The organism is Microbacterium sp. ZW T5_45, assembly GCF_044987415.1.
Taxonomy (GTDB): domain Bacteria; phylum Actinomycetota; class Actinomycetes; order Actinomycetales; family Microbacteriaceae; genus Microbacterium.
Window position 1 is genome coordinate 1 of sequence record NZ_JBJDRJ010000017.1, and the last position, 15,531, is coordinate 15,531.

The following is a 15,531-nucleotide window of genomic DNA, read 5'->3' on the forward strand; positions in this document are numbered from 1 at the left end:
CACACGCGTGGCGATCACCTGCATCGCGGCGCCGTGCACCTCGCGGAACGGCACGCCGACCTGCGCTGCGGCGAACGCGGCGTCCGCGGCCTCGCGCACGGTCTCGTACACGCGGCGCTGCACCTCGGAGAAGGTGCCGGAGACGGGCAGGGTGCGGGTGATGTCGGCGGTGTAGAGGCTGTCGGCCTCGACGCCCGCATCGACGAGGATCAGGTCGCCGGGGACGACCGTGCCGTCGTTGCGGGTCCAGTGCAGGTAGCAGGCGTGCGGGCCGGACGCCGCGATCGTGTCGTAGCCCTCGCCGTTGCCGTCCTCACGTGCACGCCGGTGGAAGACGCCCTCGACGACGCGCTCGCCGCGGGAGTGCTCGATCGCCTGGGGGAGTGCGCGGATGATGTCGTCGAACCCGTTCGCGGTGATCTCGACGGCGCGGCGCATCTCGGCGATCTCGTACTCGTCCTTGACCAGACGCAGCTCGGAGACGAACCGGGCGAGTTCAGCGTCGTCGAGTGTCAGGTCGGCGTCACCAGTGGCGAAGGCGGCGAGGTGATCGGTGGCGATCCCGAGGTCGGCGGCGACGCCGGCCAGGGCCGGACGCGGCCCGATCCAGAACTCGCCGACCGTGGCATCGGCGTAGAACTCGGTCGTGGTGCGGTCGGCGCGCTCGCGGAAGTAGAGAGTGATGTCGTGGCCGTCGTCGGTGGGGTCGAACACGAGCACCGAGTCGGGTTCGGCATCCGATGCCCAGCCGGTGAGATGCGCGAACGCCGAGTGCGCGCGGAAGACGTAGTCGGTGTCATTGCTGCGCTGCTTGAGAGAACCGGCGGCGATCACGAGGCGGCGGCCGGGGAAAGCCGCAGAGACGGCCGCGCGCCTGGCCGCAGCGTAGGGCGCCTGGTCACGTGGGGCCGGCACCGACTCCGGGCGCTCGGCCCAGCCCGTCGAGATGGTGTCGAGGAAGCCGTTCGGGAAGGGCTGCTTGCGGTTGGTCGTGCTGTTCTCGATGACGGTCTCGGCAGTCGGCTCAGCGGTGCTCTCGGCAGTGGGCTCGGCGATCGTGTCGCGTTCTCCGGTGTTCATAGGACAAGTCTGTCACCGGATCATCGGTTTCGCCGTGTCGGAAACGAGCGCACTGCGTCGGAGCGGCCCGGCGATGCAGGAATGTCTCACTGATCGGGCGGTGCGATGGCCGGGAGCGACGTTTCGTCTCGCTCCCGCTCCTCAACCGGCTGACGACGGCTCGAGCTGCACGACGATGCCACGGTGGTCGCTGCCTCCGGCGTCGTCGATGAGCGCCGAACCCGTGGGCGTCCAGTCGGCCGAGGCCATCACGTGATCGATCGGTGCGCTGAGGAGCGGCGGGAGCGAGCTCGGCCACGTACCGCTGAGTCCGTTCCCGGTGCGGGCGGCCGCGTCGCGGCAGTAGCCCATGTCGCCGCCGTCGACACCGAGGGGTGTCATGTGATCGATCGTGGCGTTGAAGTCGCCGGCGAGGATCACGTTGCCCGCGGGGCACTGGTCGGCGATCCACTGCAGGTCGCTGCTCCACTGCCCCATCTCCTCGACGCGCGGAGCCACGGCATGCACGGCCACGATCGTCGGACCCTCGCCGTCCACGGGCATGAGCACGACGCTCGGCACCGAACCGGTGTTGCTGGTGCCGTCGATCGCCGACTCGATCACCGAGTACTCGCCGAGCTCGGGGGAGACCAGCACCGTCGTCTGCCAGGAGCTGGGACCGTCGACCACGTCGGGGTTGTACTGCACGGTGTGCACCCACATCGGATGCCCCTGCTCGCGCAGCATGATGGCGATCTCCTCGCCCACGTTCTCGGTCGTCTCCGGCAGAGCGACGATGTCCGCGCCCTGTTCGAGGATCTCCCGCGCGATCACATCGGCCGATACCGCCTCGCCGGCGGTGTTCCAGCTGAGGATGCGCAGGCTGGTGTCGGTCGCCGCGGGCAGCGTGCCGCCGCCGAACCCGCGGGTGAGTCCGATCACTCCCGTCGCACCGGCGCCCAGCAGAGCGATGATCAGGACGGACGCGGCGAATCCGCGCAGCGGCTTCGCGAACAGCAGCAGCATCGACAGCACCGCCACGACCAGGAAGGCGGCGAGGACCACGCCGCGGGCCGCGACGATCTGCGTGAACGGGAACGTCTGCTCGAGGCGGAAGAACTGCGGCCACACCACGATCGCCGCGGTGATCGCGATCAGCACGGTCAGGAGGATCCCCAGGAGTCGAAACATCCCTTCCAGCCTAGGAGCGGTGGCTGAGAACTCCCTGCCGTGCGGCACCTCGGGCGTGCCACGGCTCGGTACGCTCGGAGGATGCCTCACCTCTTCGCGGGCCCCGCGGATCTGCACCTGCATTCGAACCACTCCGACGGCACCGAACCGCCGGCCGAAGTCGTGCGGCAGGCGCATGCGCACGGCGTGCGGACTCTCGCGCTCACAGATCACGACCGCACGACGGGCTGGGCCGAGGCCGGCGACGCCGCGGTCGCTCTCGGCATGACGTTCCTCCCCGGCATGGAGCTCTCCGCGAAGCACGAGTGGCGCAGTGTGCACGTGCTGGGCTATCTCTTCGACCCCGACGACGCCGCTCTGCGCGCGGAGACCGACCGGATCCGCAGCGACCGCATCGGGCGAGCGGAGCGGATCGTTCGCAACATCGGTCGCGACTACGACCTGGTCTGGGACGACGTGCTCGAGCAGACCGCCTCCGATGCGACGGTGGGGCGCCCGCACATCGCGGATGCTCTGGTGGCGCGCGGAATCGTCCGCGACCGCTCCGAGGCGTTCGACGGCATCCTTCATCCTCGCGAGGGTTACTACGAGCCGCACTACGCGCCCGATCCGCTCACTGCGGTGCGCCTGATCACGGACGCCGGAGGCGTGGCGATCATCGCGCACCCGGTGACCTCCGGACGCGACCGCATGATGCCGGAACCGTTCATCGAGCGCCTCATCGCCGCGGGGCTCGGCGGATTCGAGATCGACCACCGGGAGAACACTCTCCAGGGAAAGCGGATCCTTCACGGGATCGCCGCCGCGCACGACCTCATCGTGACCGGGTCGAGCGACTATCACGGCTCCGGCAAACCGAACCTTCCGGGGGAGAACACGACCTCCGAGGAGATGGTCGCGCGGCTCATCGGCCGGGCCACGGGTACCACACCGCGCTTTCCCTGAACCTGGATGCGCTGTCGGGCACCCGGCCTACGGTTCGATCCATGCAGCGTGCAACGGTACTCGAGAGACGCATCGACGCGGTCGCGCACCGCCTCCTGCGAACGGCGCCCGCACACGGCATCCGCTCGTTCGGCGTCGAGTTGCTCGTCTTCGTCGTCAAGCAGGCGTGGGCGTGCGTGTTCGGCACCGCGCTGCTGGTCGCGATCGTCGCAGCACGGCTGTGGTACCCCGAAGACGCGGTCCTGGCGCGCAACGACGCCCTGACGATCACCGCCGTGCTCATCCAGATCGCGATGCTCGTGTTCCGGCTCGAGAGCGGACGGGAGCTGTGGGTGATCGTGCTGTTCCATCTCACCGGCACCGTGATGGAGCTGTTCAAGACCGACGTCGGCTCTTGGGCGTATGCCGCCGACGGCGTGCTGCGGCTCGGCGGGGTCCCGTTGTTCAGCGGCTTCATGTACGCCGCGGTCGGGTCGTACATGGTGCGGGTGTACCGGCTCTTCGATCTGGGCTTCACGCGGTATCCGCGGCGCTGGCTCACGACCGTGCTCGCGGCGGCGATCTATGTCAACTTCTTCACGCATCACTGGTGGTGGGATCTGCGCTGGGTGCTCCTCGCCGCCGTCGTGGTGCTCTGGCTGCCGACGATCATGCACGCGCGCGTCTGGCAGCGCACGATCCGGTTGCCGCTCCTGGCGGTGTTCGCCGGCGTCGCCCTGTTCATCTACCTCGCCGAGAACATCGGAACGTGGGCGGGGGCCTGGGTCTACCCGGATCAGGCGGTCGTCTGGCAGCCGGTCTCGCTCAGCAAACTGAGCTCGTGGTTCCTGCTCATGATCATCTCGGTCGTCATGGTCACCTGGGTGTACCCGCCGCGCGCCCCGGTCTCAGGCGTCGGGAACGACGAAGGGACGGATGCCGCAGCATCCGTCCCTTCGGATCGATCTCAGGCGCCGGTGACGGGAGCGGCCCCTGCGCCTGCTCCACCGGAGCCGCCGCGACGGCGACGACGACGGCGAGCCGGAGCCGGCTTGCCGTCGTGATGCTCCTTGCCGGCGCCGTCGTGGGTGCCGGCGCCTTCGGCTCCGCGGTCGGCGGGAGCAGAGGATCCAGCGTCCGATGACGTGTCGGCGGCGCCCTCGACGAACGTCGAGCCCACGGTCTCCGAGCCGCGACGGCGACGACGACGGCGACGGGTGCCGCCCTCCTCGGTGCCCTCGGCAGCGACATCGGCCGCGCGCTCGGTGCGTGGGGCGCGGGCGGGCTTCTCGGCCTTGGGGGCCGACACCAGGCGGCCCTTCGTGCCCTCGGGGATGTTCAGATCGGTGTAGAGATGCGGGCTCGACGAGTACGTCTCGATCGGCTCGGGCTGACCGAACTCGAGAGCGCGGTTGATGAGGGCCCACTTGTGCAGGTCCTCCCAGTCCACGAACGTCACGGCGATACCGGTCTTGCCCGCGCGACCCGTGCGGCCGGCACGGTGCAGGTACGTCTTGTCCTCGTCGGGGATCGTGTGGTTGATCACATGCGTCACGTCGTCGACGTCGATGCCGCGCGCGGCGACGTCGGTCGCGACGAGCACGTCCTTCTTGCCGGCCTTGAACGCCGCCATCGAACGCTCGCGCTGGTCCTGACCCATGTCGCCGTGCACGCCGCCGACGTTGAAGCCGCGGTCGCCGAGCTCATCGACCAGACGCTGCGCCGCACGCTTGGTGCGGGTGAAGATCACGGTCTTGCCGCGGCCCTCGGCCTGCAGGATGCGGGCGATGACCTCGTCCTTGTCGAGCGAGTGTGCGCGGTAGACGAGGTGCTTGATGTTCGCCTGCGTGAGGCCCTCGTCCGGGTCGGTCGCCCGGATGTGGATGGGGTTGACCATGAACCGGCGCGCCAGCGCGACGATCGGTCCGGGCATGGTCGCCGAGAACAGCTGGGTGTGGCGCACCGCCGGCACCTTCGAGAAGATCTTCTCGATGTCGGCGAGGAAGCCGAGGTCGAGCATCTTGTCGGCCTCGTCGAGCACGACCTCGGTCGCGTTCGACAGGTCGAGCAGGCGCTGGTTGGCGAGGTCGATGAGGCGACCGGGCGTGCCGACGACGATCTGCGCGCCGGCCTTGAGCTGGTCGATCTGTCCCTCGTAGGCCTTGCCGCCGTAGATCGCGACGACGCTCGTCGAGCGGTTGCTGGTGAGCAGGTCGATGTCCTCGTAGACCTGCACCGCGAGCTCGCGGGTGGGGACCACGATGAGGGCCTTGACACCGTGCTCCGGGTCCTGGCCGAGGCGCTGGACGACCGGGATGCCGAAGCCGAAGGTCTTACCGGTGCCGGTCTTGGCCTGCCCGATGATGTCCTGGCCGGGAAGGCCCAGGGGAATGGTCTGCTCCTGGATGGGGAATGCGTCGACGATGCCCTTCGCGGCGAGTGCGTCGACGATGTCCTGATCGATACCGAGATCAGTGAATGTTGTCACGTTGTTCTGTTGCCTGTCCGGCGACCTGCGAGATCGCCACGTTCACGGATCCACGCCGTCTCATGTGCCACAGGCGCGGGCCCCGCTCCGACGGCGGGGACGGCACCAGCCTACCCGAGGGGTGATCGAGCCCCTCGGAAGCGCCGCGGCGCGGGTAGGGTGAACCCGTGGTCAACTGGTTCTGGAATCGACGACGAACTCCTCGCCGCACCCTCACGCTGCGCAGCCGCGGGGATCAGAGCGGTGCCACCAGGGTCGACTTCGCGGAGCTCGCGCCCGAGTTGAACCGGTTCCTCGGCCAGGCGGCATATCTGCAGCTGGGCTACTTCGAGACGCTCACCCGGCTCATCCGCGCCACCCCGGAGCTGTCCGAGAAGGAGTCGCTGTCGCGGGCCGCGGGTGCGACGCTCACCAAGCACCGTGAGATCGTCGAACTGATCGCCGCACGCGGCGATGACCCCACCCAGCTCATGCTGCCGTTCCGCGAGAACCTCGACGCGTTCCGGCGCAAGACGATCGGCGCGAGACCGCGCGAGACGATGCTGGCCGTGTACATCACGGCGGGCATGCTGGACGACTTCTACCTGGCGCTGGCGTCGAGTTACGGCGAGGTGGGGGAGCGGGTGCGGACGATCCTCGGCCAGGACGACGCCCGCCACGAGATCGTCGCGATCATCCAGGAGACGATCGAGAGCGACGAGGAGTGGCGTTCTCTGCTGTCGATGTGGGCGCGCAGACTCGTCGGGGACACGATCCTCGTGTGCCGTTCGGCGCTGCGGCCCGAGCGTCTCGAAGCCGCCGACGACGAGCGCATCGAGCCGGTCTACACCGAGCTCATGGGTGCGCACGCGCGGCGCATGGATGCCATGGGGCTCGCCTCGTAGGACGGGCGCGGCTTCTTCCTCTGCAGGCTTCTTTCCACCGCGGGCTTCTTGGCGAGCTCTTTCGGCGGAGTTCGGCGGGCGGAAGTGCGTGCCGCGAGCGGTGCGAAACGTCGGAGTCTCGGGGCGACACGCCGCGGGAAGCGGTCCTAGGGCGGCGTGTCGGACGGTTTCTCCGACTTCTCGCACCCGCCGACGGGCGCTGCCGTCACCGGCGGATGCCGTGGCCCGTGTGGCTCAGATCCCGAGGGCGGCCTTGGCTGCGGCATCCGATCGGCGACGTGCGGCGACGACGAGGACCGTCGCCAGCGACGCCACGACGACCGAACCGACGACGCTGGCCAGCCACAGCCAGGCGTTGTCTTCTCCGACGCCCGCCCACTGCGAGACCGCGTAGACGACCGCGGCGACCGCGGTCGCAAGCGCGGGCGTGAGCGCCGTGCCGCGGAGCTCACGCCCACCGATGAGGAAGTGGGCTCCGATGCCGAGCACGCACGCGCCGATCAGCGCGAGAAGGATGTACACGGTCGGCTCAGGCGACGAAGCCGACGCGTCGGGACTCTTCGGTGCCGAGTTCGATGAAGGCGAGGTTCGCGGTGGGAACCAGGTAGGAGTTGCCCTTGACGTCGGCGAAGTCGAGGTGGCTGGCACCCTGCTCGAGGGCGGCGGTCACCGTCGCGCGCACCTCGTCGGCGCTCGCGGAGGTCTCGAAGTTCAGTTCGCGGCCGGTGTTGACGATGCCGATACGGATTTCCACGAGTACTCCCTGTGTTTGAGACTGCTGAGGGGTCAGACTGCTGACTCCCGCCAACTCTATCGCGGGGGTGTGCGCTCGGATCGGCACGGGGCCCGGTTTCGCCCTGAGCGCACGCAGACCCGAGCGATGCCGCCCTTACGCCCCGGCGGGCGATGTCCGAAGCCGCCGGTAGCGTGGATCCCATGACAGCAGACCCCGCTCAGGACACGGTCGTCGGCGCACCGCCCGCGGCGTCGGGGGTCGTCATCGGCGCACCAGGAACGGGAAAGACCCATGCGCTGATCGAGCGTGTGGTCCGGCTGCTCGACGTCGATGGGCTGCGTCCTGAACAACTGCTCGTGCTCACCCCCAGCCGCCAGGCCGCCACCGCGCTGCGAGACCGCATCGGGGTGCGGATCGGACAGGCCACTCCTGGGCCTCTGGCCCGTTCGCTCGGCTCCTTCGCCTTCCAGGTGGTCCGCGGGGCGACGGTGCGCGCCGGGCTGGAGCCGCCGGCCCTGCTCACGGGAGCCGACCAGGACAGACTGATCAGCGAACTGCTCGCGGGCGACGCGGAGGACGGGCGCATCGACTGGCCGGACTCGCTCAGCCCATCTGTGCGCGCCTCGAAGGGGTTCCGCTCCGAGCTGCGGGCCTTCCTCGCCGACTGCACCGAGATCGGAGTCTCCGCCGGCGATCTCCGCGCATCGGGCGACTCCGCGTGGTCGGCCGTCGCAGACTTCCTCGTCGACTACCGGTCTGTGCTCGACCAGGCGCGATCGGCGCATCGCGACGCCGCCGACCTGCTCGCCGAGGCCCGCTCCGTTCTGCGGACGGCGGATGCTGCGACGCTCGGGCCCCTCGCCGCGCTCCGGGTCGTCCTCATCGACGATGCGCAGGAACTGACCCGCGGCGGCGTCGCCATGATCGAGGCTCTGCACGACCGAGGGGTGGCGGTGCAGGCCTTCGGAGATCCGGACATCTCGTCCGGAGCGTTCCGGGGCGCCAGCCCTGAGCTCTTCGCGCAGCTCGCCACCGCGCTGGGCGACGTGCATGTGCTCGATGCGCCGCACCGGCAGAGTCCTCGGCTCACCTCGCTGACCCGCGTCGTGACCCAGGCGATCGGCGCCTCCGGGCGCGTCGAGCACCGTCGTGCACCCGTGCCGGGCGACCCGGAACGGGTACTCGCCGCGGACACCGCGGTGACGGCCTTCCTCGCCCCTTCTCCCTACGAGGAGCTCGACCGCATCGCCGGGGTCATGCGCGACTGGCATCTGTCATCGGGGATCCCGTGGGACCGGATGGCCGTCATCGCGCATGACACCCGCCAGGTCACCACGCTCGAGTCGGAGCTCGCAGCGCGCGAGATCCCCACCAGGGCCGCAGGCGTGCAGCGGCCGCTCGGCTCCGAGAACGTCGTCCGCGACATCGTGGGCGTCGTGCGACTCGCCCTCACGCCGATCGACGACCGCACGCCGCACGACCTCGAAGAGGCGCTGCGCACCCCGTTCGGCGGGATGGATGCGATCGGCCTGCGCCGCCTCAGAGCGCGGCTGCGGCACATCGAGCTCGAGCACGGCGGGTCGACGCCGGCTCGCGAGCTCCTGCGCCAGGCGTTCCTCGCCCCGGCGCACTTCGACCTGATCGATGCGGCCGAATCCCGCGCCGCCGCGCGGTTCGCGAAGACCCTGGCGGAGGTCACCGCCGCGGCGGGCGATGGCGAGACGATCCACGACCTGCTCTGGCGCGTGTGGGACGCATCCCGAGCCGTCGACGGCAGGCGCCTGCAGGTGGCATGGCGGGAGACGGCGCTCCAGGCCGCCGGAGCCGAGACCGCCCGGGCTCTCGACGCGCTCGTGTCCCTGTTCGATGCGGCGAAGCGGTTCGTGGAGCGCACCCCCAACGAGAAGCCCGAGGTGTTCGTCCGCGACATCCTCGACAGCGAGGTGCCGGAGGATTCGCTCTCGAGCCCCGACCGCCCCGCACGGGTCACCCTGCTGACACCTGCCACGGCTCTCGGCACCGAGTTCGACGCCGTCGTCGTCGCCGGTGTGCAGGACGGGATCTGGCCGAACGTGCGCCTGCGCGGGGGCCTGCTGCGCTCCTGGCGCTTGGCCGACGAGATCGCAGCGATGAGACGGGGAGAGACGGCCGAGCCTGTTGGCGCCCTGGATCGACGCCGCGCCGCCCTGCACGACGAGCTCAGGCTCTTCGTCCGCGCGCTCTCGCGTGCTCGATTCCGACTGCTGATCACGGCGGTCGATGACGACGACTCCACACCGAGTCCGTTCTTCTCCTTCCTCCCGCAGCCCGAACCGCCCGAGATCCACGCGTCCGCCGAGCATCCGCTCACCCTTCGAGGGCTCGTCGCACGACACCGCCGGGCGCTGACGACGTCGACGTCGCCGACTGTGCGCGAGGCGGCCGCGGAACAGCTCGCTGTGCTCGCGCGAGAGGGCGTGCCGGGCGCGGATCCGGCGGAGTGGTACGGCATCACCCCGCCGTCGACCGACGCGCCGCTGCGCGATCTCGCCACCGAGGGTGCACGGGTGTCGCCCTCGCGGATGGAGTCCTTCGAGGAGTGCGGTGTCAACTGGGTCGTCTCGGCGCTGGGCGGCGACACCGTGATGCCGCCCACTGCCGGCATCGGGACCATCGTCCACGAGGCGATGGAGAAGGTGCCCGACGGCGACCTCGAGAGCCTGCGCGCCGTGCTCGCCGAGCACTGGCCGGAACTCGACTTCGAGACCGAGTGGATCGGGCGCAAGGAACGCCGGAGAGCGGATGCCTTCATCGATCGGCTGCACTCCTATCTGGGCGATGTCCGCGCTGCCGGAGGACGAGTGCTCGCCAGCGAGGTCGAGTTCCGATTCGCAGTCGACGTCGCCGAGGGAGCCACGCCCGACGTGCGTGCCGTCACGGACGACCGCGCGAACGCGGCGGTCATCCATGGATTCATCGACCGTGTCGAGGCGTACCCGCGAGGGGCGGGTGACCACTCGCACGCCCGCGCGCGGGGGGCGGAGCCGATCACGGCCGCAGACGAGGGAGACCGTGTGGTCATCGTCGACCTGAAGACGGGCAAGAACGATCCCGAGTCGGACACGGCTGTCATCGATCATGCGCAGCTCGCGGCGTATCAGGTCGCGGTGCAGCAGGGACTCGTCGAGGGTGCGGCACCTGGTGCTCTTGCGGGCGCGCGGCTCGTCATCGTCTCGAAGACCCTCGCCAAGAGCGACTACCGCATCGCGCATCAGCACGCTCTCGACGACGATGCCCGTGATGCGTTCCTGCGGCGGGTCGCCGAGGCCGCGCGCGGCATGTCCGCGTCGAGCTTCACCGCCCAGGTCGAGGCGCACTGCGCCGATACCCAGGGCAATCGGGTGAAGCCCTGCCGCATCCACAGCGTGCCGGCGGTGAGCGCATGAGCGCTCTGGCGACGGCGGTGACGAGCTGGCCCGGCGTGCTCGACCTCTCGGCGACCGACGTGGCGGCGGCGCTCGGTCAGCCGTCGCCCACACCGGCGCAGCAGCGCGTGATCGAGGCGCCGCCGAGTCCGGCGCTCGTGGTGGCGGGAGCGGGCAGCGGCAAGACCGAGACGATGTCGGGACGAGTCGTGTGGCTCGTCGCCAACGGGCACGTCCGGCGCGATGAGATCCTCGGCCTCACGTTCACCCGCAAGGCCGCCGGCGAGCTCGCCGAACGCATCGGTGCCCGGCTCGCGGTCATCGACGAGTACGGCCGCCGCGGCCTGCTCCCGCATCTGGGAGAGATCGTCTCCTCGGGCGCGCTGCGCCGGGTGGAGGATGCGGCGGCGGGACGTCAGCGCGAGCTCGTGCGGCGTCATGTGCTCGACGAGCTGGCCGAACGATATGCGACCGGCTGGGATCCCGCGACACCGCGGGCCGCCGAGGAGCTCATGATCCGCCCGAGGGTCTCGACGTACAACGCCTTCGCCGACGGCATCGTCCGCGAGCACGCGGCGCGCATCGGGCGGGACTCCGATGTCGCGATGCTCAGCCAGGCGGCGTCGTGGATGCTGGCCCGCGAAGTGGTGCTCCGCAGCGATCTGCCCGAGCTCGAGGAGATCGACTACGCGCTGGGGACGGTCATCGACGCGGTGCAGCGACTGGCCGGCGACGCCCTCGACCATCGTGTCGATCTCGATGAGGCGGTGCGCATCGCGACGACCCAGGCCAGGGCGTTCGAGCCGTATCGTCGTAACGCCAACGGGGGCACGACCGACGCCGACAAGGCGGTGCTCAATCTGCTCAGCCTTCCGACGCTCGCTCATCTCGTGCGCGACTACATCGACGAGAAGGCGCGGCGCGGCGTGCTCGACTTCGCCGATCAGGTGAGCGGCGCGTACGACATCATCGAAACCTCGCCGGACGTGCGCGCCGAACTGCGGGAGCAGCATCGTGTCGTGCTGCTGGACGAGTATCAGGACACGTCGGTGATCCAGACGAAGTTCCTCGCCGAACTGTTCCGCGACTCCGCGGTGATGGCGGTCGGCGATCCGCATCAGTCGATCTACGGCTGGCGCGGTGCCAGTGCCGACAACCTCTACGCGTTCTCCGGAGCGTTCGCCGCTGACGGCCGAGCGGGCACGTACAACCTGATGACCAGCTGGCGCAACGACCGGCGCATCCTCGACATCGCGAACGAGGTGCTGGAGCCGCTGCAGCGACCGGGGCTCGACGTGCCTCCGCTCGAGGCCCGTCCAGGCGCCGGTGACGGACGTGCCGAGGTGCGCTTCGCCTTCACCGTCGATGACGAGGCCGACCAGGCCGCGCAGTGGTTCGAGGAGCGCCGCGCCGAGCACGATGCGGTCGCGGCAGGGCGCCCGCATACGGGAGCACTCCTGTTCCGTTCCAAGAAGCACATGCAGACGTTCGCGGCCGCGCTGGCCGCACGAGGTATCCCGCACCGCATCCTCGGTCTCGGCGGTCTGCTGGCGACACCGGAGGTCGTCGACGTCGTCTCCGTGCTGCGTGTCGTCCACGACCCCACTGCCGGCTCGGCGCTCATCCGATTGCTCACGGGGCCGCGATTCGCGGTCGGCGTCGCTGACATGGCGGCGCTCTACGATCTCGGACGACGTCTCGCCGAGACGGACACCGACATGGGCCCGCTGCCGGAAGAGGTGCGCGTTCGACTGCGCTCTTCGCGCGGAGCCGACGAGGCGGTGTCGATCGTCGATGCCGTCGACGTCGTCCGCGCGGTGCGCGACGACTATCGGATGCTGCAGCAGATCACCCCCGAGGGGCGGGCTCGCATCCGAGCGGCAGGGGAGATGCTCGAGCGGCTGCGACGTGCGACTTCGCAGCCGATCCCCGAACTGATCCGGCTCATCGAGCTCGAGCTGAGACTCGACGTCGAGCTGGCGGCGAACGAGACCCGGGGCCCCGCACGGGTCGCCTCGACGCAACTGCGTGCGTTCGCCGACGAGGTGCGTGCGTTCCTCTCCGCCGACGACCGCGGCACGATCGGAAGTCTGCTCGCATGGCTCGCCAAGGCCGAGAGCACCGATGAGCTGATGCCGCGTCCCGAGCCGCCCGAGCCCGGCGTGGTGCAGCTGCTCACGATCCATGGCTCCAAAGGCCTGGAATGGGACGCGGTCGCCGTCGTGCGCATGGTGGCTGACGAGTTGCCGAGCCGACCGACCGACACGTCGGGGTGGTTCGGCTTCGGGGTCGTTCCGTTCGAGCTGCGCGGCGACCGCGATGCGCTTCCGCGTTTCGTCTGGGATCCCGAGGCGGCCGTCGCCGGGGAGGACGATCCGGTCAAGCGGCTCAAGGCGGGAATCGCGTCGCTCACCAGCGCGAGCAAGACGGCACCCGGGGCGTTGACCGTGTTCAAGTCCGCCTATCGGGAGTACCAGCAGCAGGAGGAGCGGCGCCTGGCGTACGTCGCTGTGACGAGAGCACGAACCGACCTGCTGCTCACGGGATCGCACTGGGCTGGTCAGAAGAGGCCTCGGGATCCCAGTCCCTACCTGCTCGAAGCGATGCGAGTGCTCGATCTTCCGGAGATCGGGGACGTCGACCCCGATCACAACCCCTATGAGGGCCCCGGTGCGACCCTGTCCTGGCCTCTCGATCCGCTCGGGGCGCGTCGGAGCGCCGTGGAGTCCGCGGCTCGAGCGGTACGTGACGTCGCCGAGCGCGGGAGCGCCGAAGCGTCGCCCGAACTCGAGCGCCTTCTCGCCGAGCGGGCGGCCCGGCTTCGGGGAACGGATGCCACGCCGCCGACCCGCGTGCCGGCATCGAGGTTCAAGGATTACGTGACCGACTTCGGGGGCACTCTGTCATCGATCGTGCGTCCCATGCCCGAGAGGCCGTACCGGCAGACCCGGCTCGGAACGCTCTTCCACGCGTGGGTCGAGCGCCGCAGCGAACTCGTCGGCGCGGGAACACGGGTCGACGAGGCGCTCTGGGAACTCGACGAGGACGATCCGGCGGCGTCGTCGGCCGACGTCTCCGTTGCCGATGCCGCCGATCTCGACAGCCTGCAGCAGATCTTCGAACGCAGCGAATGGGGCCAGCGCAAGCCCATCGCCGTCGAGATCGAGATCGACTTCGCCCTCGGAGCGGGGCCGAGCGGCTCTGCATCCGACTCCGGGAACGACGCACGTGACGCGGAACCGCACATCGTGATCTGCAAGCTGGACGCGGTCTACCGCCGCGAGGACCGCGACGGGCGCATCGAGATCGTGGATTGGAAGACCGGCAAGGCTCCGCGCACGGCGCAGGAGCGTGAGGAGCGGATGCTGCAGCTCGCGCTGTACCGCCTGGCCTACCACCGTCGGTTCGGAGTTCCGTTGGAGGAGATCGACGTCGCGCTGTACTACGTGGCGGACGACCTGGTGATCCGTGGAGACCGGGTCTATTCGGAGTCCGAGCTCTTCCACCGCTGGAGCGCAGCGCGCGCCGCGCGCTGAGCCTCATCCTCGGGAGAGCCCTCCTCGTCCGATGGCGGGGCCGCCGACGTCGGCTTCGCGCCCCGAGCCGACGACGAAGGCCACGAATCTGCGGCATCCGTCTCCGCATCGCGGTTCGAGGACGCGGATCCGTCGACCCGCGGATCGTCACGCACTCCCGACAGGTCTTCGGTCTCGAGTCCACCCGCCGCGATGCGAGGGGAGACGTCGTCGAGGTCGAGTCCTTCGGTGTCGTCCTGCCACAGGTCGTCAGGGTTGTATGCGTCGGTCTGCATGGACGTGTCGATCGCGGGGGAGGACTGGACCGGAACCCGATCGAGCGCAGCGAGCGCGGAGTCGACGCCGTCGCTGCGTGGAGAGTCTGCAGAGAGCACGTCGTCGTGCAGCCCTGCGGCGAGCGACTCGAGGAGCGCGGCGGCGTCGTCGACGATGTCGCTGCGGCGAAGGGCGTCGCCGTGGACCAGCCATCGGGCGAACTCGAGTTCGGCCAGCAGTCGCGCACGAGCCTCGATCGCGGCATCCGGTGTGCGTTCCGATGCTCGCGCGTACGCCGCCTGCACATCTGCGGCAGCGTCCGGCGCAGCCGAGAGCCAGGCGAGATCGACGGCGGGATCGCCCACCGAGAGCGCGTGCCAGCCCAGGAGCCCCGTGACCTGCGGGCCGAGCTCGCTGTCGTCGTCGAACACGAACGAGGTCGACTGCACGCCCCCGAGCACGACCGTCGACTCGAAGCGCCACAGGTCGTCGTCGGCGACGGCCTCGCGCCACCGCACCGTCAGCCGTGCGGGAACGCGGCCCGTCGCGGCGGCCTCGTCCACGAGCCGGGAGATGTCGTCACGGACCTCGGCGGCTGATCGCGCAGGCAGACCCGCGCCCCGCACGACCGACACGGGCAGGGCGTGCACGGCCGCGATGGCGGCGCCCATCGACTCCGCGGCACCCCGACCGCCGGGGACGAGCGCCGCGTCGATCTGGAAGCCGGGAAGCAATTCCGTGACCAGCGCGCGGGCGTCTCCGACGCGCGTCTCGCCGATGTAGGTCGGGGCATCGAAGGGGAGCATCGATCGCGCTCCCGGAGTGAGCGCTCGCAGCGCGAGCGCTTCCGCCGAGAGCTCCGTGGCGGCCTCGTCATCGTCGGCGACTCGGATCGCCAGCTCCCGACCGTCTCGCAGGGACGCGACGGCGGAGTCGAATCGACCGTCGCCGTCCGCGGTCAGCACACGGGCGCCCGTCACCTCCGCTCCGGGCAGTGCGGCGGTCACGGCCGCGGCTAGAGTGAAAGGAGAGCGTCCCATACCCCCCAGGTTAG

The 15,531-nt window shown here is 70.0% G+C and carries 11 protein-coding genes; 5 read left to right on the forward strand and 6 right to left on the reverse strand.

Annotation, left to right across the window (positions count from 1 at the left end):
* Together ACI3KS_RS10500 and ACI3KS_RS10505 are read right to left on the reverse strand one after the other, a co-directional pair.
* On the reverse strand, window positions 1–1,080 hold a 1,080-nt coding region (locus ACI3KS_RS10500; RefSeq protein ID WP_404917975.1), incomplete at its 3' end, for a M24 family metallopeptidase.
* 141 nt (window positions 1,081–1,221) lie between these two features.
* Complete coding sequence (locus tag ACI3KS_RS10505; RefSeq protein WP_404917977.1) at window positions 1,222–2,250, reverse strand: endonuclease/exonuclease/phosphatase family protein; 1,029 nt, start codon at window positions 2,248–2,250, stop codon at window positions 1,222–1,224.
* A gap of 81 nt (window positions 2,251–2,331) precedes the next feature.
* Between ACI3KS_RS10505 and ACI3KS_RS10510 the strand changes: the two genes are divergently transcribed.
* The gene (locus ACI3KS_RS10510) at window positions 2,332–3,195 is read left to right on the forward strand and encodes a PHP domain-containing protein (RefSeq protein ID WP_404917979.1); all 864 of its coding nucleotides are present in this window, start codon (window positions 2,332–2,334) and stop codon (window positions 3,193–3,195) included.
* A 41-nt stretch (window positions 3,196–3,236) separates the two neighbouring features.
* Complete coding sequence (locus ACI3KS_RS10515; protein WP_404917981.1) at window positions 3,237–4,238, forward strand: DUF817 domain-containing protein; 1,002 nt, start codon at window positions 3,237–3,239, stop codon at window positions 4,236–4,238.
* Here the strand turns inward: ACI3KS_RS10515 and ACI3KS_RS10520 are convergent.
* Window positions 4,142–5,662 (reverse strand): DEAD/DEAH box helicase, encoded by a 1,521-nt coding sequence (locus ACI3KS_RS10520; protein ID WP_404917983.1) that lies wholly within the window; start codon window positions 5,660–5,662, stop codon window positions 4,142–4,144. The genes ACI3KS_RS10515 and ACI3KS_RS10520 overlap by 97 nt on opposite strands.
* Window positions 5,663–5,829: 167 nt before the next feature.
* On the opposite strand from ACI3KS_RS10520, the gene ACI3KS_RS10525 reads away from it, so the two are divergent.
* Complete coding sequence (locus tag ACI3KS_RS10525) at window positions 5,830–6,546, forward strand: ferritin-like fold-containing protein (protein ID WP_404917985.1); 717 nt, start codon at window positions 5,830–5,832, stop codon at window positions 6,544–6,546.
* A 234-nt stretch (window positions 6,547–6,780) separates the two neighbouring features.
* Here ACI3KS_RS10525 and ACI3KS_RS10530 read toward each other — a convergent pair whose 3' ends face one another.
* Both ACI3KS_RS10530 and ACI3KS_RS10535 read right to left on the reverse strand, forming a co-directional pair.
* Entirely contained in the window at window positions 6,781–7,068 is a 288-nt protein-coding gene (locus tag ACI3KS_RS10530) for a hypothetical protein (protein WP_404917987.1), read from the reverse strand.
* Window positions 7,069–7,075: 7 nt separating this feature from the next.
* Entirely contained in the window at window positions 7,076–7,300 is a 225-nt protein-coding gene (locus tag ACI3KS_RS10535) for a DUF3107 domain-containing protein (RefSeq protein ID WP_404917989.1), read from the reverse strand.
* 182 nt (window positions 7,301–7,482) lie between these two features.
* Here ACI3KS_RS10535 and ACI3KS_RS10540 point away from each other — a divergent pair, with 182 nt between their 5' ends.
* Window positions 7,483–10,707 (forward strand): ATP-dependent helicase, encoded by a 3,225-nt coding sequence (locus ACI3KS_RS10540; protein ID WP_404917991.1) that lies wholly within the window; start codon window positions 7,483–7,485, stop codon window positions 10,705–10,707.
* Window positions 10,704–14,222: a UvrD-helicase domain-containing protein gene (locus ACI3KS_RS10545; protein ID WP_404917993.1), complete on the forward strand. Its 3,519-nt coding sequence runs from the start codon at window positions 10,704–10,706 to the stop codon at window positions 14,220–14,222. The genes ACI3KS_RS10540 and ACI3KS_RS10545 overlap by 4 nt, the downstream gene beginning before the upstream one ends.
* Here the strand turns inward: ACI3KS_RS10545 and ACI3KS_RS10550 are convergent.
* Window positions 14,168–15,517, reverse strand: coding sequence for a phosphotransferase (locus tag ACI3KS_RS10550; RefSeq protein ID WP_404917995.1), 1,350 nt, complete (start codon window positions 15,515–15,517; stop codon window positions 14,168–14,170). The two genes, ACI3KS_RS10545 and ACI3KS_RS10550, sit on opposite strands and share 55 nt — an antisense overlap.
* Window positions 15,518–15,531 lie beyond the last annotated feature (14 nt).

Bases quoted from the DNA above. Each gene is read 5' to 3' on its own strand.
- ACI3KS_RS10540 (WP_404917991.1), top strand. From the start codon at position 7,483: ATGACAGCAGACCCCGCTCAGGACACGGTCGTCGGCGCACCGCCCGCG.
- ACI3KS_RS10505 (WP_404917977.1), bottom strand. From the start codon at position 2,250: ATGTTTCGACTCCTGGGGATCCTCCTGACCGTGCTGATCGCGATCACC.
- ACI3KS_RS10515 (WP_404917981.1), top strand. From the start codon at position 3,237: ATGCAGCGTGCAACGGTACTCGAGAGACGCATCGACGCGGTCGCGCAC.
- ACI3KS_RS10550 (WP_404917995.1), bottom strand. From the start codon at position 15,517: ATGGGACGCTCTCCTTTCACTCTAGCCGCGGCCGTGACCGCCGCACTG.
- ACI3KS_RS10510 (WP_404917979.1), top strand. From the start codon at position 2,332: ATGCCTCACCTCTTCGCGGGCCCCGCGGATCTGCACCTGCATTCGAAC.
- ACI3KS_RS10545 (WP_404917993.1), top strand. From the start codon at position 10,704: ATGAGCGCTCTGGCGACGGCGGTGACGAGCTGGCCCGGCGTGCTCGAC.